This is a genomic window from Magnetococcales bacterium (assembly GCA_015231755.1).
Lineage (GTDB): Bacteria > Pseudomonadota > Magnetococcia > Magnetococcales > Magnetaquicoccaceae > Magnetaquiglobus.
Map to the genome: position 1 here is coordinate 1 of JADGAZ010000032.1, position 19,278 is coordinate 19,278.

Genomic DNA, 19,278 nt, shown 5'->3' on the forward strand with positions numbered 1-19,278 from the left:
TTTGGGCCAAAAGGGCTGAAAACCATACATCCGAATACTATCATAAATACGATTTTATGTACAGTTTCAATGTGTTGGACTTTCTGAGGATGCCCTATTTATTGATTCTGAAATGGGCAAAAAGGTTTGGTGCAAACATGGTTATCGGGCATTTTTCAATCACTTTCCTCTTTCCAGAAACAGCCCGTCATCGGTCAGTCGGTGAATCACCAAACAGCCTTTCGAATCGCATACTTGACCATACATTTAGCCATCTTAACTTCTGTGAATGTGGCATTTGGTCATGGTCAACAAGGAGTGGTACATCAGTTTCTAGTTGGCAAAAGCAAAGATGCGTGACCCGGCCCATCACTGAGGAGGCTCGCCCACTTACTGACCAGAAAAATCGTGAGGGTCACGAACTTCCACTTTTCACCACTAGGCATCTGTAGAGTGAGCCACCTCGATAATAGTCTTGACCGCCCTGGTTGCAAAGGCACGACGACCAGAATATAAGGAACGCCTCTCCAGCTCCAAGTCCCGGTAGTGGTTAGAAGAATAAGTTTGGGATGAGATGGCTGACATGGAGACTCCTCACGCCTATCTTGCAGTCCGTTCCGTCTCCTCGACTACCAGTTGCACCACCGCACCCCGATCCCCGATCCCCAGGTCACAGCAATGCGACGAAAGTCCGGCCTTCAATCCTGGCTTCGGCGATAGCGGTCTTCGCCTCGCTCGACACTTTGGGCGACCCAGTTCTTTTCCCGCCGCTTTCGTCCGGTTCAACCCCACACGCATCCACTCCCCGATCATTACCCTCTCGAACACGGCGAAGACACCCAGTATCCCAAACATGGCCCGCCCCGATGGGGTGGTTATGTCCAGGCCCTACTGGTGGGAGGAACATGCCACTTCCTTGGCTTCGACCTCGGACAACCCTACCGCCAGTACAGCCGTTCACCTGACCAACAGATTGGCTTGACTTTCATTCTGTATTATTCCCTCTCGCTGCCCCTGTCAACCTTGTAGGCTTGGTTGACACCCTCCACTGGCCTGCTGGAACCCGCATTCCTGCGTGTAAAGGTGACTTAGATTTTGAATTTCTTGACATTATTCAAGAAATACCTTAGAGTTAACTTGACACAGACAATCAACCAGGAGGCACACATGGCAAACATTGGATACATCCGGGTGTCCAGCTACGGCCAGACAACTGACCGTCAGCTTGACGGGGTGAATCTGGATCGGCGATTTGAGGAGAAAATCAGTGCCAAGACCACCTGTAGACCTCAATTGCAGGCGTGCCTGGAGTACATCCGGGAAGGGGACACCCTGCATGTCCACAGCATCGACCGTCTGGCCCGTAACCTGTTCGACCTCCAGCAACTGGTCGAGCAGTTGACTGCCAAGGGTGTGACCGTGAGCTTTCACAAGGAGCGGTTGGAGTTTTCCGGGAAGAGTGACCCGATTGCCCGACTCACCCTCCAATTGATGGGGGCCTTTGCTGAGTTCGAGCGAGTGATCATCAACGAACGGCGGGTGGAAGGCATTGCCAAGGCGCGCCAGATGGGCAAGCAGATCGGTGCCAAGCCCAGGTTGACGGCCAAGCAAGCCGACGAATTGCGGGCCAGGGCCGGTGCCGGAGAGCAGAAGGCGGCACTGGCGGCTGAATACGGGATCAGCAGGCAGGCTGTCTATGACTATCTGAAACTTGGGTGATTGTTGCGGTTGGTCGGAAAAGGCGGACTTGGGTGATTGTTGCGGTTGGTCGGAAAAGGCGGAAAGTCAGCATAATCATCTGATAGTCAAATCACTTCTGAGGCATTTGCCACTGGACGCCATGGGGGCTATGCTGTTGTCTCCACCCCTGATATCATCCACCCAAGTTTCCCTTGCCATTTTTGGTGGAGATACCCAAGCTGGAGGAGAGTGTCCAGCGGTCGCGCGCATATATACAAAATGATAGGACGCTTATGAAACCTGATCCACAGCAATCACCTTTGATCGCAACGATGACAGGCGAGTTGTTCCAACCTTGCCGTCTGTACTATGCGGTATCCGATGTCCGGGCAGTTGAAGCCGCATTTTCCCGTCTGAAATGCCTGGACTTCGACAAGAGTAGTCACCGATGGGTGTGGCTATTCGACAACGAAGCCCGGTCACTGAAGTTCCCCAAAACCTATCGGGAGATTCCTGCCCATCTGCGGCCTCTTGTCCTTGGGTCATTTTTCAAGGTCAGTGACCAGCACATCCACCTGGACGTGCGCTCCCCAGAACGGGTTGTCCAGGCCATCCAATTCTTCGACAAGTGGATTCCACGCAAGGCGGCCATGGTCACTTTTGTGGCCATCCACAATCAACTGACCAGGGGTGATACCTCTGTGCCTCAAAATCAGTTCGGCGATCTGTTCGCGGCCATACCATCATCATCCAGCCATTTTGAAGAGGATGTCGAAAGAATTTCGCAAATGGAGCCAGACCAGGATAAACGCTTGGCACTGATTCATGCATTGATGGAGGAACAAGAGCGTGGCCCATACCCGATCACGGAAACCCTGCCGCTCCACTTTTATGAGGAGGGGATCTCCCAGATTCAACATGTGCTGTCATCTCGGCAAATGGTGGCAATCCAACACGATCTGGGCAACACCGATTACCGTCCAAGCGATCTGATCCACGAATCATTGGGTATGACTCCCAAAGTCCCTATGCGGTCACCAGATGGTTCGGTGTTCGTCCCAAAAATCCGGCCAGCACCCGACCGCGATTACCCGGAGCCGGTATCCAGGTTGCTGACCCTGGGCAAACCCGAAGCGTCAGCGCCGGACGAATGGTTCGACTACCGGGGGTTTGGACTGACCACCGACCACATTCCGGCATTGATCCAGATGGCCACTGACCAGGAGCTGAACCAGTCAGAGTCGGACAGCCAAGAGGTATGGGCAACGTTGCATGCGTGGCGGGCACTTGGGCAATTGGGGGCGGCGGATGCGGTGAAACCGTTGTTCCGGTTTCTGGCATCACAGGATGACGACTACGACGATTGGCTGCTGGGTGAACTGCCTGAAGTTTGCGGGTTGATCGGTCAGCCTGCCATCGCAGTGGTGGCAGATATCTTGCGGGACAACACCCGCTCAACCGAGAGCCAAAATCTGGCTGCCACCGCCTTGGGAGAGATCGGCCGACGACACCCTGTATGTCGCGAGGAGTGCATACGGGTTTTGACCCGCCAACTGGAACAGCCCCAAGCCAATGACCCGGAGTTCAATGCCTTCCTGATCGAGGGGCTGGAGCAGTTGAAGGCCACCGAGTCGATGGAGCAGATTCGCCAAGCATTCGCCCGGAACAGTGTCGATATCAGCATCATGGGTGATCTGGAGGACGTGGAGGTGTTGATGGGGGTCCGGGAAGAACGGACGACTCCCCGCCCTCGGTATGACCCATTCCCCGATCCACCATTGGAGAAGCGGTTGCCGCCAATGGCAGCGGGGTCTGTGGTCCGTCCACCCAAAGTCGGTCGGAACGACCCATGTCCCTGTGGAAGCGGTCAGAAGTATAAAAAGTGTTGCCTGAATTGATGACAATGATATGGACGATGACCGCAAAATCTTGATCCTGGCAGGCCCGAATGGTGCAGGCAAGACCACCTTTGCCACCGAATTCCTGCCCCATGAAGTCCACTGTCTGCGCTTCGTCAACGCCGATCTGATCGCCGCCGGGTTGAGTCCGTTTGCCCCGGAGCAGGCCGCCGTGCAGGCTGGACGGTTGATGCTGGCGCAGATCCACGGTTATGTTCGCCAGGGAGTGAGTTTCGCCTTTGAGACCACCTTGAGCGGGCGTGGCTATGCCGTTCACATCCCGGCATGGCAGGCTCTGGGCTATCGGGTGAGTCTCTATTTTTTGTCTTTGCCCGATGCCGAGTTTGCCATCCAGAGGGTACGACTGCGGGTGCGTCTGGGTGGCCACGATGTGGCGGAAAAGACCATTCACCGCCGTTTTGCCAAAGGGTGGTTGAACTTCCAGACCCTGTACCGGCCTTTGGTCAATAAATGGGCGATCTACGACACCTGTGGCCCCGTTCCAGTTTTGCTTGAGGAAGGAGAGAATCATGTCCCACCAGCCTGAACCGGTGCACAGACTGACCGACCCCGATTTTCGCCGGGCCGAGGTAGCCATACGGCGTGCTGCCGAAAAGGCCCAACGCCAAATCCGGGAGGCCGGGTTTGAACCCGTGGTGCGCGCACCGGAGACAACCGGTAGGACAAACGAAGAGGCAAAATCCGTTGCTCATGGCGCCTCAAATTTGCCGACACCTGTGTGAGAATCTGTGTGAGAAAAGCTTTCCAAAATCTGCCAAAGTGTGAAAAATCTGCAAAAATTGGCAAAGCTCAACCATTTGAAAAACAACAATATCCTGACAAATGAGGAGGTTGTGAAGCCCGAGGCTTCCTGCTTCATAATCCGTGTGTCGGGAGTTCAAGTCTCCCCCTCGCTACCAAAATTTTCGATTCACAAAAAAAGCGGTTACCGTTTCGGCGGTGCCGCTTTTTTTTGTGGTGCGCCTGGCAGGGAGTGCCGTACACAGGCCCGGCAAGGGTGTCTGTCGGGTGCGGAATCGATCATATATTTGGTTGACATGGAGCATTTTTGTAAATATCGTTCAATCCAAGTGAGCGTGCGTGTACGTGTGTGTTTGGAGATTGTTGTTTGGTTTGATTTTTATGAATAAATGATTGTTAATTGAATGAGATTTATTTTACGCATGACGATAATTTTAATAATAATAAATAAATTGAAATGTGATTGAAATCCGAATCTGGTAGATTAACAATTCTTTATTGAAGGAGAAAAATCATGCAATGGCTCGAAGAGATGAAAATCGGCACGAAGCTGTTGACGGCCTTCCTGATTATGTGTCTCCTCATGATCGGTGTGGGAGGGGTAGGGATCGTCAATATGGGGGTGTTGGATGATGCGGATATGAAATTGTACGAGCGGGAATTGTTGGGTCTGGACGCGATCAAGAATGCGGCCATCAACTTGGCCAGCGCCGGACGGGCGGAACGAGGAATGCTTCTGGCCAGCAACAAAGAGGAACGGGCAAAAACCGCTGCCCGCATGCAAGGATATCTGAATGATTTACAGAAAGATTTATCCGTAGCTAAGCCCAAATTCTTCTCGGAGCAAGGCAAGACTCTGTTGTCCAAACTGGATACGGCCCTTGCCGACTGGAAACCGATACACGAAGAAGTGTTGCGTTTGGCGCAAAGCGAGGATCTTTCCGCCACCAGGGCTTCGGTGACCCTGGCCATGGGCAAAGGCAGAGATCAGGTGAAGGTGATCGACGATCTGATGGACGAGTTGTCCAAACTCAAGGGTGCGCGGGCCAAAGAGGCGTCGGAGGAGAATACCGAACTGTATCACAAGAGTCGTGCTACCATGATCGCGATTATTGTGGTGGCGGGGATTTTTGGCATGTTCATGGGATACCTGCTTTCCCGCATCATTGTCCGGCAGGTGGGCGGACAGCCGGGAGTGATCGCGGCGCTGGCCAATCAGGTGGCTCTTGGAGATCTGACGGTGCAGTTTGACGACTCCCGCAAGGCGACCGGGATCTATTTGGCCATTCAGGACATGGTGGTGAAACTGCGCGAGATTATCGGTGAAGTCCTGGTGGCTGCCGAACAGGTGGCGGTGGGCAGTGGTTCGATTTCCAATTCCGCGCAGGTGCTTTCCCAGGGGGCCACCGAACAGGCGGCTTCCGTGGAGACCACCTCGTCGGCCATGGACGAGATGACCAACAGTTGCCAGTTGAACACCGACAGTTCCAACTCCACCCAGACCATCGCCCTGAAAGCCTCCCAGGATGCGGCCAAGGGCGGTGAAGCGGTGGATCAGGCGGTCAAGGCCATGAAGGAAATCGCGTCCAAGATCAGCATCATCGAAGAGATCGCCCGTCAGACCAACCTGTTGGCCCTGAATGCGGCCATCGAGGCGGCCAGAGCCGGAGAGCATGGCAAAGGATTTGCCGTGGTGGCCGCCGAGGTCAGAAAATTGGCCGAACGCAGCCAAACGGCAGCCGGGGAGATCAGTCATCTGTCCACTTCCAGTGTGAGCATTTCGGAGCAGGCGGGTGTGATCATCGGCAAACTGGTGCCGGATATTCAAGATACGGCCAATCGCATCCGGGGCATTGCGGAGTGCAGCCGACAGCAAAGAGAAGGCATCTCCGAGATTGGTCAATCGATTCAGCAACTCGATCAGGTGGTGCAGCAGAATGCGGCTGCAGCCGAAGAACTGGCCGCAACCGCTGAAGAGTTGAACGCCCAAGCCGACATGATGAGTCAATCCATCGCCTTCTTCAAGCTGGTCCGCGGCAATGCCCCCAAAAGAGCCTCGGCCTCACAATCATCGTCTGCCAGCATCCAGAGCATCCGTTTCCCGCACCCGCAACAAACCCCGAAAGCCTTGCCCGCACCGGCGCGTCACTCCGGGGAGACCCGCAAGGGGCCGACTTCGGATGACGAGTTCGAGACCTTCTAATCATCAGGAGTGTACATCCCATGAGCGTTCAAGGTATCTCTGAGCCGACCCAGTTTCTGACGTTTCATCTGGATCGGGAGGTGTTTGCCATCGACATCTCGCGGATCAAGGAGGTTTTGGAGTTCTCCTCCGTCACCAAAATCCCCCGGACTCCGGATTTCATGTGCGGAGTGATCAATCTGCGGGGCAGCGTGGTCCCGGTGGTGGATCTGCGTTTGAAGTTCGGCATGTCGCCAAGCGTGAAGACCGTCAATACCTGCATCATCATCATCGATGTGACCCAGGATGATGGCGCCACGGTCATCGGTGCCATGGCCGATTCGGTCAAGGAGGTGATGGAACTCGATCCGGATCATATCGAGCCTCCACCCAAGATCGGTACCGGTATGCGTACCGATTTCATCTGTGGCATGGGTAAACAGAATGATGCTTTTGTCATCCTGCTGGATACCGACAAGATTTTTTCGGTCACGGAACTCGCATTGTTGCAGGATTCCGGCAACAGAACCGGGACCGGTTGATCCGACCTTCGGCATTCGGGCCTGACCGATCCGCCGGTCATGGCCCGGATGCCGGCTCTCTTGTGAAACCAACCCTTTTTCAAGAATGGAGCCGGTTATGGTGTCGAATACGGGTTTCCTGTCGATTACAGAGTTCCTGGAAAATCCGACCGAACCTCTGCTGATCGATGTGCGTGGGGGGCCGGCAAGCGATCCTGCCATTCCCGGATCGGTCGGCGTGTACGTGTTGGAGATCGAAGAGCATCCCGAGGCCTTCAAAAAACGCTTCGCCCCCCAACTGGCCAAGCGTTCCATGCTGTTGTATTGCAGCAAAGGAGAATCCAGCGCCTATCTGCGTGAACGGTTGTCCGGGGGGCGTTTCCCGGTCCGGAGTCTGCAAGGCGGCATGGTCTCTTATTTGACCAACATCTCCAGTCTGCTCCACCAGCATCCCTACGAAGATTCGAGAAAACGGGGGGATACCATGGTGAAATTGTTGTCGGCTCTGACCAATCGTGAAACCGATCCGGCAACGTTCGGGAAAATCGTCAGCCGTTTGTTGCAATGTACGCCCAATCCGAAATTCAAGAAAATTCTGCGCGCATGAAGCGCCATCGCTGGGCTGTTGTCGGGCAATGGTTGAGAATGGCTGGATTTTCTTAGCCAGACCCCGGGTGTGGTTCGACCTGATGCCCTTTCAACCGCTCCAGCCATTGTTGCCTCTCTTCGTCCCCCATACGCCCAATCAGCAACAAAATGGCTGCGATGTCCTCTTCCGGGCAGAAAAGGTAGGCCATCGGCACGTCCAACAGTGCCGCCAGTTTCTGCACAAACCGCATATCCCCTGGGGAGTGGCGTCCATGCTCGTATCGGTTGATGCGCGGGGATGCCACTTCCGGGTCAAGCCCGGCTTTGATTCCCAACCCCAATTGGGAAAAACCCGCTTGCAGACGGGCTTCCTTCAAGCGTTTCGCAAAAATCAGAGTCTCGTCCATTTTCTGAACCTTTGGCCAAATGCGAGAAGAAAAGATCAAGATTCCCGGGTTTCGTGAATCGTAGAATCCGCAGGCCCCAAAGTCCAACCCTGGCAGTCAACCCGCGATTGGGGCAGAATTGGGGAGGATTTTCAACCCGCCTCGTCAACCCGAATGCGTCGGAGCTTGTGCCCTGTGGAACGGATGCCCGAACCCAAAGCGTTTTGCCATGATCTTGGCATGGCGGCCCTTCACGGTGATCCCATCACCCCGGAACAGGCGTTGCGGGTGCTGACGGATCCGGAATTGCCCCTGTTGGCGCTGCTCGATGCGGCGTTCATGGTCCGCAGGCACCATTTCGGGCTGGGGGTGCGGGTGCATATTCTCAACAATGTGCAAAACGGATTGTGTCCCGAAGACTGCAACTACTGCGCGCAATCCACCAGCAGCGCCGGCAGCGTACCGGTTTATCGTCTCAAGTCCGACGCCGCCATTTTGGAAGATGCCAAGCGCGCTTATGATTCCGGAGCGTTTCGCTACTGCATGGTGTTGTCGGGCCGGGGACCGGGGGAGGAGCGGCTTGATCATTTGGCCGCCCTGGTCACCCGTCTGAAGGCGACCTTTCCCATGGAGGTGTGTCTGTCTGCCGGATTCATCGATCCGAACCAGGCGGCGCGGCTGAAACAGGCGGGATTGGATCGCTACAACCACAATCTCAACACCTCCGAATCCCGTTACGGCACCATCTGTCACACCCACACCTACGCCGACCGGGTGGCCACCCTGGAAGCGGCCCGTTCCGTGGGGCTGGAGGTGTGCAGCGGCTTGATCATCGGCATGGGGGAGGGGCCGGACGAGGTGGTGGAGGTGGCCCGCACCTTGAACCGTCTCGATGCCCGTTCCATTCCGGTGAATTTTTATGTGCATGCGCCGGGCTCTCAACTCGGCGACCAGAACCATCTCACCCCGGAATCCTGTCTGCGCACGTTGTGTCTGTTTCGTTTTCTCAATCCTTCCGCGGAGATTCGCGCGGCGGGCGGACGGGAGGCCAATCTGCGCGCCCTGGAGTCCCTGGCCTTGTATCCGGCCAACTCCTTGTTTGCCGAAGGCTATCTCAATACCGGGGGCCACTCGGCGGACAAGACTTTGCAAATGATCGTCGATGCCGGTTTCACCGTGGAGCGGGTGGATGAACATGAGTGATCGGGTTCCGGGGGTGTTTGTCACCGGAACCGATACCGGGGTGGGCAAGAGCGTGGCCGCGGCTTGGCTGGCGCGTCGGTTGAACGCCTGCTACTGGAAGCCGGTCCAGTCCGGGTTGGCGGATGAGACCGACAGCCTGCTGGTGGCCCGTCTCGCCGGAATCGGCGCGGATCGGATCTGGTCGGAAACCCATCGTTTGCACGCGCCGTTGTCGCCCCACGAATCCGCCCGTCTGGATGGGGTGGAGATCGGCTTGGCGGATTTCGTCTGGTCGGAGTCCGGGGGGCGTCCGGTGGTGGTGGAGGGGGCCGGAGGGGTGATGGTGCCTTTGAACGGTCGGGATCGGATGATCGATCTGATGGTGCGTCTGGCCCTGCCGGTGGTGGTGGTGGCCCGGACCGCCTTGGGGACCATCAATCACACCCTGTTGACCCTGGAAGCGTTGCGTGCGCGCCATCTGGAGGTGGCCGGAGTGATTTTGTCCGGGCTGCCCAACCGGGTCAACCGGGAGGCCATCATGGGGTTTGGCGGGGTGGCTTTGCTGGCGGAGATTCCCTGGCTGGATCCGTTGACGCCGGAGGTTTTGGCTGCCGTCTCCCCGTGGCCGGGGGAGGGATGGGAGGAATTGGGTCGGAGAATGGCCGCATGAGCGATATCGACACCTGGATCGCCCTGGATCGGGCCCATGTCTGGCATCCCTACACCCAGCAGGCCACGGCTCCGGTGCCGTTGCCCATCGTTTCCGGGCAGGGGGCGTGGTTGCGGGGGGCGGATGGTCGGAATTATCTGGATCTGATCGCCTCCTGGTGGGTTTCCATCCACGGACATGCCCATCCAGTGATCGCCCGGGCCATCGCCGAGCAGGCCGGACGGTTGGAACAGGTGATCTTCACCGGTTTGACCCACGAACCGGCGGTGCGGTTGGCGGCGGCGTTGGTGAAACGGTTGCCCGAGGGGTTGAGTCGGGTATTCTTTTCCGATGACGGCTCCACGGCGGTGGAAGTGGCCATGAAGATGGCCTGTCAGTATTGGCGCAATCAGGGAGAGGAGCGGGGGCGTTTTTTGGTGTTCGAGGGGGGGTATCACGGGGATACGGTGGGGGCCATGTCCGCCAGTCGCTCTTCGGGTTTTTTCGAAGGGTATGGACGGATGCTGTTTCCGGTGGACAGCGTACCGTTTCCCGCCACCTGGGATGGGGATGAGGCGGTCGCGGAAAAAGAGGCCCGGGCGCTGGAGGCGTTGGAGCGTTATCTGGAGTCCAGTGGTTTGGGGTGCGTGGCCATGCTGGTGGAACCGTTGATCCAGGGAGCCGGAGGCATGCGCATGTGTCGTCCCAGTTTTTTGGCGGCGGTGGCCGGGCGGTTGCGACAGGCTGGCGTGTTGTTGATCGTCGATGAGGTGATGACCGGTTTCGGGCGGTGCGGAACGTTGTTCGCTTGCGAAAAGGCCGGGATCGCGCCGGATTTGATCTGTCTGTCCAAAGGGTTGACCGGGGGATTTCTGCCCATGGCGGTCACGGTGTGTCGCGAGGGGATTTACGAGGCTTTTCTGGGGGAGACCTTTGATCGGGCCTTGGCCCATGGTCATTCGTTCACGGCCAATGCGTTGGGATGCGCGGCGGCGTTGGCGTCGCTGGGTCTGTTCGAGACGGAACAGACTTTGGTCCGCATTGCCGCCATCGAGGCGATTCATCGGGAACGGTTGGCCGCGTTGGGGCGAGCGGTGGAGTTTCCCAGGGTGATGGGTGTGGTGGCGGCGATGGAACTGGCGTTGGTGGATCGGGGGTATGGATCCCGGATCACGCCGCAATTGATTCAATTCTTTTTGGACCGGGGCATGATCGTTCGGCCTTTGGGGGCGGTGCTGTATCTGATTCCCCCGTACTGCATTTCCGCCGAGGATCTGCATCGGGGCTGGGATGGCATCGACGCGGCGATCCGACAGTTCTCCCACTATTGAAAAAAAAAGAAGGGGTCTGGGGAATTCATTCCCCAGGACTTTGACTTCAAGATTTTAAAAATAAATTTATTAATTAAAAATCAGAACCCTGGAGGATGAATCCTCCAGACCTCCTCTTTTCTTTCAATGGTTTGTGGTGGGAGGCGTCATGACTCATTTTGCCGATCGTCTGATTGAGCGGGCCGTGCGGATCGATTCCCGGGTGATCGTGGGTTTGGATCCGGAAGTGGAGCGTTTTCCGGTTTTTTTGCGGGAGCGTCTGCGGGACGAACCCACCGAGGAGCGGCTGGAAGAGACCCTGTTTGCGTTCAATCGGGCCATCATCGAGATTACCGCCCCCGTGGCGGTGGGCTACAAGCCCCAGGCGGCGTTTTACGAGCAGTACGGCACCGCCGGGCATATCGCTCTGCGTCGCACCTTGATGCTGTTGCGGGATCTGGAGATTCCCATCATCATGGACGGCAAACGCAACGACGTGGCCCATACCGCCAAAGCCTACGCCACCGCATGGTTGGCCACGCACCATCCGGTTTTCAAGACCCCCAATCCCTGGCGGGCCGACGCCTTGACCATCAACGGTTATCTGGGCAAGGACGGGGTGTTGCCCTTCCTGGAGACCAATCGGGATGCGGGACTGTTCGTGCTGGCCAAGACCTCCAATCCCTCCTCCGGGGATCTGCAAGACCTGGAACTGGTCTCCGGCGGAACCGTCGCCGATAAAATGGCGCAATTGGCGGAGATCTGGGGTCGGGACTCCATCGGAGCCTATGGTTATGGCAATGTGGGCATCGTGGTGGGGGCCACCTATCCCGAGACCGCCGCACGTCTGCGCCGGGTGGCTCCCCATGCGTTGTTCCTGATGCCCGGCATCGGCGCCCAGGGTGGTTCCCTCCAGGCCGTGACCGTGGCCGCCGGTCCCCAGGGTGTCGGAGCCTACGCTGCCTCGTCACGGGGGGTGATGTATCCGTTCAAGCCCGAAGAACTGGCGGAAGCGGATTGGCGCGTTGGATTGGCTGAAAAGGTGGAGGAGGCCGCCCGCACATTGCAGGCGGCTGTTTCCAAGGCTTTGGTCACCACTGCAACCGGGTGAGCGCCAGGGCGGCCAGTGACAAGAAGAAGATTCCGCTGATTTTATTGAGCAGTTTCATCGAAATGCGTGCCAGGAGTTGACGTCCCGCCACCACGCCCAATCCGGCGGACAGGCCCAGAGCCAGGGTGGAGCCGACCCAGACCGGGATCGGGGGGGCGGTGCCGGCTAGGCTGGCCACGGCGATCTGGGTTTTGTCTCCCAACTCCGCGACGAAGATCAACAAGAAGGCGCTCAGGAGAATGCTTTTGCCGCTTTTGGGTTCGGCGTTCTCCTCTTCCTCCTCGTCATTGCCGGCGGCGCGCAACGACTGAATCCCGAAGACCGCGAACAATCCAGCCACGATCAGGATCATCACATTGGCCGGCAGCCATTGGGCCAGGGCGGCGCCAAAGGCCACCGCCAGCACGTTGAGTACCACAAAGGCGCTGGTGGCCCCGATGAAGACGGGCCAGCCCCGATGTTTGGCGGCCAGTGTCATGCAGACCAGTTGGGTTTTGTCACCGATTTCGGCCAGGAAAATCAAGGCGAAGGTGGTGGCGGTGGTGGAAATGAAAGAGACGGAATCGGTGACGGCCAGGGCGCTGCTGCTCATGGGAAACCTCGTTCAAAGGGGGTCGGGCATGGTCGATGACAATAGATGAACAAACCTTCCGCCCGACCCCCGTCGGTGGAACGTTGTCATCCAAAGTCTCGCCAGAATCCGATCTTGACCTGAAAGATCGACCCGCCTGCGCCATGATCCGAAAGTATTTCGGTTCAGGTGTGTTGACGCAGGCCCGTTGCGTTGGATCGTGACGACCCGCGGCAAGGCGACTACTCCCCTTGAAAAAAGAAGCCCCGATCCTAATGCAGGATCGGGGCGGCAGGCAAGTTTTTTTATGACGGGGAGGGGAATCAGTCGCGCACCGTTTTGAGGAAGACCAGACCCGCCACTTCGTTGCGATGGTTATGCAGCGCGTCGAGTTGAATCATGATGTCGTTGAGGCGACGTTGGGACGCGGCCATTTGGGGATCCCCCAAAGGCACGTTGCCGGTTGCGGAGGGTGTCATTTGGTTGGCATGCTCTTTGCTGTATTTTTGGAGCAGTTTCTGGAACTTGGCGTTTTCGGCATCATAGGCGTTTTCCGTTTCCGTGATGCGGGCGGTCAACTCGGTGATTTTGTTGGTGCGGCCCGCGGCGCTGTCCGGAAAGTTCCAGGTGCGGATGCCCATACGGGTGGACGTGGGGGTGGCGCGTCGGTTCGCGTGGGTGGGTTTTCTGGGGGGGGTGGCCTTGCTGGTGGCTTTTTTGTCGGCCTTCTTGCCCGCCTGACGTTGCAATTTTTTGGCAAGCACGATCTTGCGCACGTTTTCCTTGTCCTTCTGGACCCGGGCCGCGTGTGAACCGACGTTGGCCTTGGCGCCGGCGGGCATGTTCACCTTGGCGGCGGTCTTGGCGATCTGGGGATTCTCTTTGCCCGACTCATCGCCCCAGACCACGGAAAAAGGTGCGGTCAGCAGCAAGAGGGACAAACAGGCATTGCGAAACCGTTTCATGGCGTTCTCCTTGAACCAAAATGCTTTAGTGCTGTGGGTTTGCCTCCCGTTTCAGAAGAGACAATTCGATAATTAAAGTAATCTATAAAAGCCGACCATGATCAACGACACCGACCATCCCTATCAGGAAGGGTTTCTGCTGACGCTGCTGCTGTTGGCCATCGTGGGCATGGGATGGCTGTTTGCCCCGTTTTTGCCCGGACTGTTTCTTGCCGCCCTGTTGGCCTCCTCGACCTATCCGTTGTATCTCCGGGTGCAGGCCCGCTTGCCTAATGAATCGGTCAGACCGGCGCTGATCATGACTGTTTTGATGTTTTTTTTGGTGGTGAGTCCCATTTTGTATCTGCTGGTGGCCACCACCATCAAGGCGGGCACCCTGGCGCGGGAGATTCAGGCGTGGTTCGCCGGATTTTCCACCCCCGACGCCCTGATGGTCGAGTTGCGGGTGATCCTCGCCTCCCTGCCCATCCCCGAAACCCTGCGGGAAGCGCTGATCGATTGGGTGGGGGAGAACCATACCCAGGTGGGACAGTCCGTCGGCATGGGATTGCTTTTCATTTTCAAGGGGATCACCAATAACGGACTGGCTTTTGTCACCTCGCTGCTGCTGGTGGTGTTCGCGTTGTTTTTCTTCTACCGGGATGGACCGGTGTTGGCGCATCATGTCAAGATTCTCTCGCCGCTCAACAACCATTACGACGATATTTTATTTGGTCGTTTCGCCGCCCTGGCCACGGTCCTGACCATCAGCACCCTGGGGGTCGCCTTGTTGCAGGGACTTTCCTTTTCCCTGGTGACCGCGTTCATGGGACTCCCCTGGTTTTATCTCGGCGTGGCCATCGCCGCGGCGTCGTTCATTCCGGTGGTGGGGGGACTGGTGGTCTGGGGGCCGACGGCTTATGTGCTGTACTGGCATGGTCACCATGGACAGGCTCTGTTTCTGGCCTTGTGGGGAGGACTGGTGACGGGATTTCTCATCGACAATGTCACCCGTCCCCTCCTGATGCGCTGGTTGGCCAGCCAGCATACCCAGGATGGCGGCGGCGAGTTGAAAGTGCTGAACTATACCCTGTTCACCGTGCTGTCCACCTTCGGCGGCTTGATCCAGTTCGGCATTCTGGGACTGCTGTTTGGTCCGATCATCGCCGCCATGGCCATTTCGGTCTTCGAGGTCTACGAGTTGATCTTCGGGGAGGTGTTGGACCGCTCATGAATGCGCGTCTGGCTTGGCATTGTTCCTGGATTGGGTTAACATGCCCATGTCGCGCCAGAATTTCATCCCTCACCCAACGGAGCACCCCCCCATGCCTGTGACCTCGGTTCTGGAAATGGTGAACGAGGCCCTCAAGATCGCCTTGTTGATCTCCGCGCCCATGCTGCTGACCGCCCTGGTGGTGGGTATCATCATTTCGCTGTTTCAGTCCGTGACCCAGATCCAGGAGATGACCCTGACTTTCATCCCCAAGATCCTGGCTACTTTTTTCGCTCTTTCCCTGACTCTGCCGTGGATGATCGAAACCATCATGGACTACTTTGCCAAACTCTTCGACACCATCCCCCGTATGGTCTTGTGACCATCACTTCAAAAGAAGATGCCCCATGGAGCCTTCGGCCCTTCTGGATTTGTTTGGCCTGTCCACCGGTGAAATCGAACGGTTGATCCTGATCTTCTCCCGACTGACCGGGATGTTTCTCTCCGCGCCCTTTTTCTCCCGCAGTGTGGGACCGGCCCGGATCCGGGCGTTGCTGCTGGTCTCTTTGACCGTGGTGATCTATCCCCTGGTCTCCCCCTGGCCCGGCGAGGGCAAAGGCAGTGTGGTGGCCATGGGTTACGCCGCCACCACCGAAGTGATGATCGGGGCGATCTTCGGCATGATGGTCCATTGGGTACTGGTGGCGGTGCAGGTGGCCGGCGGCTTGATGGGCTTTCAGATGGGACTCTCCATGGCCATGGTGATGGATCCTACCTCCGGGGTCCAGGAGGGGGTGCTGTCCAATATTCTCTACCTGACCGCCTTGATGATCTTTCTGGGCTTCAACGGACATCATCTGCTGGTGGAAGGGGTGGCGCGCTCCTTTGCCACGTTGCCTCTGGGGGGAGGATTGCCCCACTCGGAGGATCTGCTGCGCGGAGGGGCGGAGTTGATGGTACGCATGTTCAAACTGGCCCTGCTGGTGGCCGCTCCGGTGATCGGAGCCACCAAGCTTTTGTATCTGGGCATGGGATTGATCAACCGGGCCTCGCCGCAAATCCAGGTCTTTTTCGTCGCCATGCCGATTGCCCAGATCGTGGGTTTTGTCGTCATGGGGTTGTCCATGACCATTTTCGGTCAGGTGATGGTCCAGGAGATGGACGGATTTCTCTCTGCCGCTTTGCGTGTCCTGAGGTTATGAGCCTATGCATCTGTATCTGGATCTGGAAGCGGGCATCTCCGGCAACATGTTCATGGGGGCGTGCCTGGATCTGGGGCTGGAACCCAAGTCCCTGAAAGGCGCTCTGGCCGCCCTGGGGCTGCCGGGCTGGACCTTGGAACTCAAACGTGGCCGACGGGGCGGCATCCGTGGCATCCACGCCCAGGTTCGTCTGGCTCATCAAAATCAGCCACAACGCCATCTGGGCGCCATTTTGGGATTGATCCAGGCCTCGGAATTGCCGGACCCGGTCAAAAAACGCGCCGAGGCCATTTTCGTCAATCTGGCCGAGGCCGAAGCTGCGGTCCATGGCATTCCGGTGGATCAGGTCCATTTCCACGAAGTGGGGGCGGTGGACGCCATCCTTGACATCTGCGGCGCGGCCTTTGCGGTGTGGCAGTTGGGAGTTACCCGGATCACCGCCTCATCGGTTCCCACCGGTACCGGATCGGTCCAGTGCGATCATGGCCGCATGCCCATTCCGGCACCGGCGGTGTTGGAACTGCTGCGCAAACATCACGCTCCGTTGCGCCCCGATCCCGTGGAAGCCGAATTGGTCACACCCACGGGTGCGGCCATTCTGGTGACTCTGGCGGAACGGTTCGGACCTCCGGATCTGCTGCGGGTCGATCGGGTGGGGCATGGACTGGGCAGTCGGGATCTGGCCGGACGGGCCAACATTCTGCGCATCATGGCTTGCGACGCGGAGCGGGACTCATCCCAAACCACGGATCTGGAACGGGATCGGGTGGTGGTACTCTCCTCCCACATCGACGACATGAATCCGGAATGGTTTGGTCCGGTGTGGGATCGTTTGTTTCAGGCCGGGGCGCTGGACATGTCCCTGATCCCCATGACCATGAAAAAAGGTCGCCCCGGGGTGCGTCTGGAAGTGGTGGCCCGGTTGGGTGACGAAGAGGCCATGTCCCGGATCATCCTGACCCACACCACGGCTTTGGGAGTGCGGGTGGCCCAGGTGGACCGTTTTGTCCTGCCCCGGGAGGAGAAGGTGTTGAAAACCCCATGGGGGTCGATCCGTACCAAGGAGGCGGGTGGGGTGTGGCGGCTGGAACACGATGATCTGGTGGTGGTCGCCCGGCGTCAGGGGTGGTCCTTGTTGCAGACCCATCAGCATCTCACCCCGTTTCTGGCGGAGGCCACCGGCGAAAAACTGGCTCCGGTGGTCGAGTTCAAGCAGTATGACCCCTGAACGTCTGCGCGCCTTGCTGCTTGACGTGGCCGAAGGGCGGGCCACGGTGGATCAGGCGTTGCACCACCTGGAGGGGTTTCCCGTGGAGCTGTGTCATCAGCAGGGCGCGGTGGTGGCCCGTTTGGATACCCAGCGGGGCATGCGCCACGGTTTTCCCGAGGTGATTCTGGCGCAAGGCAAACAATACGACCATCTGCAAACCATTGTCGAACGGGCCTTGAGCCGTCCCGGTCCCCTGTTGATCACCCGGGTGACCCGCAAGCGGATTCAGCGTTTGCGCCTGCGGTTTCCCGGGTTGGAGCACGCCGCCGGCACCGGATGTCTCTACCGGGCTGAAGAGTCCATGGCCGCCCCGGAAGGTCTGGTGGGGGTGTTGTGCGCCGGAACCAGCGACATCGCCGTGGCCGAAGAGGCGGCCCTGGTGGCGCGCCTGATGGGGGCCAGGGTGGAAACCCACTATGACGCCGGGGTCGCCGGATTGCATCGCCTGTTGTCGGCGGAGGCGCTGTTGCGTTCCGCCCGGGTGTTCGTGGTGGTGGCGGGCATGGAGGGGGCCATGCCTTCGGTGGTGGGGGGACTGGTGGACAAACCGGTGATCGCCGTGCCCACCTCGGCGGGTTACGGCGCCGCGTTCGGAGGGGTGTCGGCGTTACTGGGCATGCTCAACAGCTGCGCGTCCAATGTGACGGTGGTCAACATCGACAACGGCTTTGGCGCGGGGTATGTGGCCGGGTTGATCAACCGGTTGTGAGGGGGATTGACGGGGGATGGTGTTGGATAGCGCTCAAGGTTTTTGTCTGTTTGGGTTTGTCAATCCATTTTCATCATCCATAAGGGAGCGCGCATGTCTCACCTGCATCGTATTACGGTGAATCCGAACCAGTGTGGTGGCAGACCATGTATTCGTGGACTCCGGGTGCGTGTCAAGGATGTGTTGGATCTGCTGGCCGCAGGTTTGACACGGAATGAGATTCTGGAAGATTTTCCCTACCTGGAAGCCGAGGATCTTTCGGCCACGTTGGAATATGTCACCAAGGATGATGATTTTGTAAAAAGACGCTGTTTGTTATCCGATGGCCCGTCCATTGTTTGGGTGCGGGTTGGGAATGTCGGGAACAAATCTTTGCTGGTTTGGTTCGAGAAGACCCTTCCGGATCTTGAGTCGGCTTTGTTGGCCGGTGAATCGATAGTCGAGATTGTATGATTCTGGGAAAGTGGGTGAATTAATGAGCAATATTGATGAACTGGAAGCAATGATTCGGAAAATCCGAGATAAAATACCGGAGTGCAGAAAAGAATCAATCAATGAGGAGGATACGAAGCGGGTACTGATTCTGCCTCTTTTGCAGGCTTTGCAATGGGATATTCATGGCATTAGAGAAGTTTGTTCTGAATATCGAAATCATCGACAAAGCAATCCAGTGGATTGTGCCCTGCTGTTAAACAATTTGCCTTGTTTGTATGTTGAGGCCAAGCCGGTAAATTGTTTGTTGGAGGAGCGTAAATGGGCAGATCAGATCGTTTCGTATGCGGCGAGTGATGGCGTTGTTTGGTGTGTTTTGACCAATGGTGATGAATATCGATTTTACAATGCAAATGCTTTAGGTAACTCTGAGAGTAAGTTGTATCAAAAGGTGATGATTTCGGATATTGCCCGGCATCAGGAGACGGTGGAGACTTTGGCGTTGATTTCCAGAGAGAACATGAAAAGAAAGTATTTGGATGAGTTATCAGTCTGTTGATAAAATATAAATCATCTGGTATACTGTTGCCATTGAACCTGACAGGAGGGAGAGATGGCACTGGGACAGATGGGCGGGAAGCAGGAAGAGATATTCATCACGTGGGATGAGTTGCCGAGGTCGCCTGGGC

At 57.3% G+C, this 19,278-nt stretch carries 20 protein-coding genes and 2 pseudogenes; 18 read left to right on the forward strand and 4 right to left on the reverse strand.

Translation table 11 applies throughout. From position 1 onward, the window contains the following. Window positions 1-579 precede the first annotated feature (579 nt). Window positions 580-891 (reverse strand): annotated as a pseudogene (locus HQL98_15640) (recombinase family protein). 255 nt (window positions 892-1,146) lie between these two features. On the opposite strand from HQL98_15640, the gene HQL98_15645 reads away from it, so the two are divergent. From HQL98_15645 to HQL98_15675, 7 genes and pseudogenes are all read left to right on the forward strand, one after another. Beyond that, a complete protein-coding gene (locus HQL98_15645) occupies window positions 1,147-1,698 on the forward strand; it encodes a recombinase family protein (protein MBF0273481.1) in 552 nt (183 codons plus the stop codon). 1,766 nt (window positions 1,699-3,464) lie between these two features. Continuing rightward, a pseudogene (locus HQL98_15650) lies at window positions 3,465-3,557 on the forward strand (SEC-C domain-containing protein). Between the two features lie 10 nt (window positions 3,558-3,567). Further along, window positions 3,568-4,104 carry a Zeta toxin family protein gene (locus HQL98_15655; GenBank protein MBF0273482.1) on the forward strand — a complete coding sequence of 179 codons (537 nt, stop codon included), beginning with the start codon at window positions 3,568-3,570 and terminating at the stop codon, window positions 4,102-4,104. 235 nt (window positions 4,105-4,339) lie between these two features. Continuing rightward, on the forward strand, window positions 4,340-4,708 hold the full coding sequence (locus HQL98_15660; protein MBF0273483.1) for a hypothetical protein: 369 nt from the start codon (window positions 4,340-4,342) through the stop codon (window positions 4,706-4,708). 125 nt (window positions 4,709-4,833) lie between these two features. Next, on the forward strand, window positions 4,834-6,522 hold the full coding sequence (locus HQL98_15665; protein MBF0273484.1) for a methyl-accepting chemotaxis protein: 1,689 nt from the start codon (window positions 4,834-4,836) through the stop codon (window positions 6,520-6,522). A 20-nt stretch (window positions 6,523-6,542) separates the two neighbouring features. After that, window positions 6,543-7,043: a chemotaxis protein CheW gene (locus HQL98_15670; protein MBF0273485.1), complete on the forward strand. Its 501-nt coding sequence runs from the start codon at window positions 6,543-6,545 to the stop codon at window positions 7,041-7,043. Between the two features lie 97 nt (window positions 7,044-7,140). Beyond that, entirely contained in the window at window positions 7,141-7,629 is a 489-nt protein-coding gene (locus tag HQL98_15675) for a hypothetical protein (protein ID MBF0273486.1), read from the forward strand. Window positions 7,630-7,681: 52 nt separating this feature from the next. Here HQL98_15675 and HQL98_15680 read toward each other — a convergent pair whose 3' ends face one another. Further along, window positions 7,682-8,017 (reverse strand): helix-turn-helix transcriptional regulator, encoded by a 336-nt coding sequence (locus HQL98_15680; protein MBF0273487.1) that lies wholly within the window; start codon window positions 8,015-8,017, stop codon window positions 7,682-7,684. Between the two features lie 219 nt (window positions 8,018-8,236). Between HQL98_15680 and bioB the strand changes: the two genes are divergently transcribed. The 4 genes from bioB (at window position 8,237) to pyrF (ending at window position 12,248) form a co-directional block, all read left to right on the forward strand. Further along, a complete protein-coding gene (bioB, locus tag HQL98_15685) occupies window positions 8,237-9,199 on the forward strand; it encodes a biotin synthase BioB (GenBank protein ID MBF0273488.1) in 963 nt (320 codons plus the stop codon). Next, window positions 9,192-9,848, forward strand: coding sequence for a dethiobiotin synthase (gene bioD / locus HQL98_15690; protein ID MBF0273489.1), 657 nt, complete (start codon window positions 9,192-9,194; stop codon window positions 9,846-9,848). Before bioB ends, bioD begins: the two co-directional genes overlap by 8 nt. Beyond that, on the forward strand, window positions 9,845-11,158 hold the full coding sequence (gene bioA, locus HQL98_15695) for an adenosylmethionine--8-amino-7-oxononanoate transaminase (protein MBF0273490.1): 1,314 nt from the start codon (window positions 9,845-9,847) through the stop codon (window positions 11,156-11,158). The genes bioD and bioA overlap by 4 nt, the downstream gene beginning before the upstream one ends. Before the next feature lie 148 nt (window positions 11,159-11,306). Further along, window positions 11,307-12,248: an orotidine-5'-phosphate decarboxylase gene (pyrF, locus tag HQL98_15700; protein MBF0273491.1), complete on the forward strand. Its 942-nt coding sequence runs from the start codon at window positions 11,307-11,309 to the stop codon at window positions 12,246-12,248. Here the strand turns inward: pyrF and HQL98_15705 are convergent. Then, window positions 12,229-12,840, reverse strand: a complete 612-nt coding sequence (locus HQL98_15705; GenBank protein MBF0273492.1) for a TMEM165/GDT1 family protein — start codon at window positions 12,838-12,840, stop codon at window positions 12,229-12,231. The genes pyrF and HQL98_15705 overlap by 20 nt on opposite strands. A gap of 302 nt (window positions 12,841-13,142) precedes the next feature. After that, entirely contained in the window at window positions 13,143-13,784 is a 642-nt protein-coding gene (locus HQL98_15710; GenBank protein MBF0273493.1) for a hypothetical protein, read from the reverse strand. A gap of 97 nt (window positions 13,785-13,881) precedes the next feature. Between HQL98_15710 and HQL98_15715 the strand changes: the two genes are divergently transcribed. The 7 genes from HQL98_15715 to HQL98_15745 all read left to right on the forward strand — a co-directional run bounded on the left by HQL98_15715 (window position 13,882) and on the right by HQL98_15745 (window position 19,148). Then, on the forward strand, window positions 13,882-14,997 hold the full coding sequence (locus tag HQL98_15715; GenBank protein ID MBF0273494.1) for an AI-2E family transporter: 1,116 nt from the start codon (window positions 13,882-13,884) through the stop codon (window positions 14,995-14,997). A 91-nt stretch (window positions 14,998-15,088) separates the two neighbouring features. Continuing rightward, window positions 15,089-15,358, forward strand: a complete 270-nt coding sequence (gene fliQ, locus HQL98_15720; GenBank protein MBF0273495.1) for a flagellar biosynthesis protein FliQ — start codon at window positions 15,089-15,091, stop codon at window positions 15,356-15,358. A 25-nt stretch (window positions 15,359-15,383) separates the two neighbouring features. After that, the gene (gene fliR / locus HQL98_15725) at window positions 15,384-16,178 is read left to right on the forward strand and encodes a flagellar biosynthetic protein FliR (protein MBF0273496.1); all 795 of its coding nucleotides are present in this window, start codon (window positions 15,384-15,386) and stop codon (window positions 16,176-16,178) included. 4 nt (window positions 16,179-16,182) lie between these two features. Further along, the gene (larC, locus tag HQL98_15730; protein ID MBF0273497.1) at window positions 16,183-17,406 is read left to right on the forward strand and encodes a nickel pincer cofactor biosynthesis protein LarC; all 1,224 of its coding nucleotides are present in this window, start codon (window positions 16,183-16,185) and stop codon (window positions 17,404-17,406) included. Beyond that, entirely contained in the window at window positions 17,396-18,157 is a 762-nt protein-coding gene (gene larB, locus HQL98_15735) for a nickel pincer cofactor biosynthesis protein LarB (GenBank protein ID MBF0273498.1), read from the forward strand. The genes larC and larB overlap by 11 nt, the downstream gene beginning before the upstream one ends. Window positions 18,158-18,250: 93 nt before the next feature. Next, on the forward strand, window positions 18,251-18,610 hold the full coding sequence (locus HQL98_15740; protein ID MBF0273499.1) for a DUF433 domain-containing protein: 360 nt from the start codon (window positions 18,251-18,253) through the stop codon (window positions 18,608-18,610). 22 nt (window positions 18,611-18,632) lie between these two features. Continuing rightward, entirely contained in the window at window positions 18,633-19,148 is a 516-nt protein-coding gene (locus HQL98_15745; protein MBF0273500.1) for a type I restriction enzyme HsdR N-terminal domain-containing protein, read from the forward strand. Window positions 19,149-19,278 lie beyond the last annotated feature (130 nt).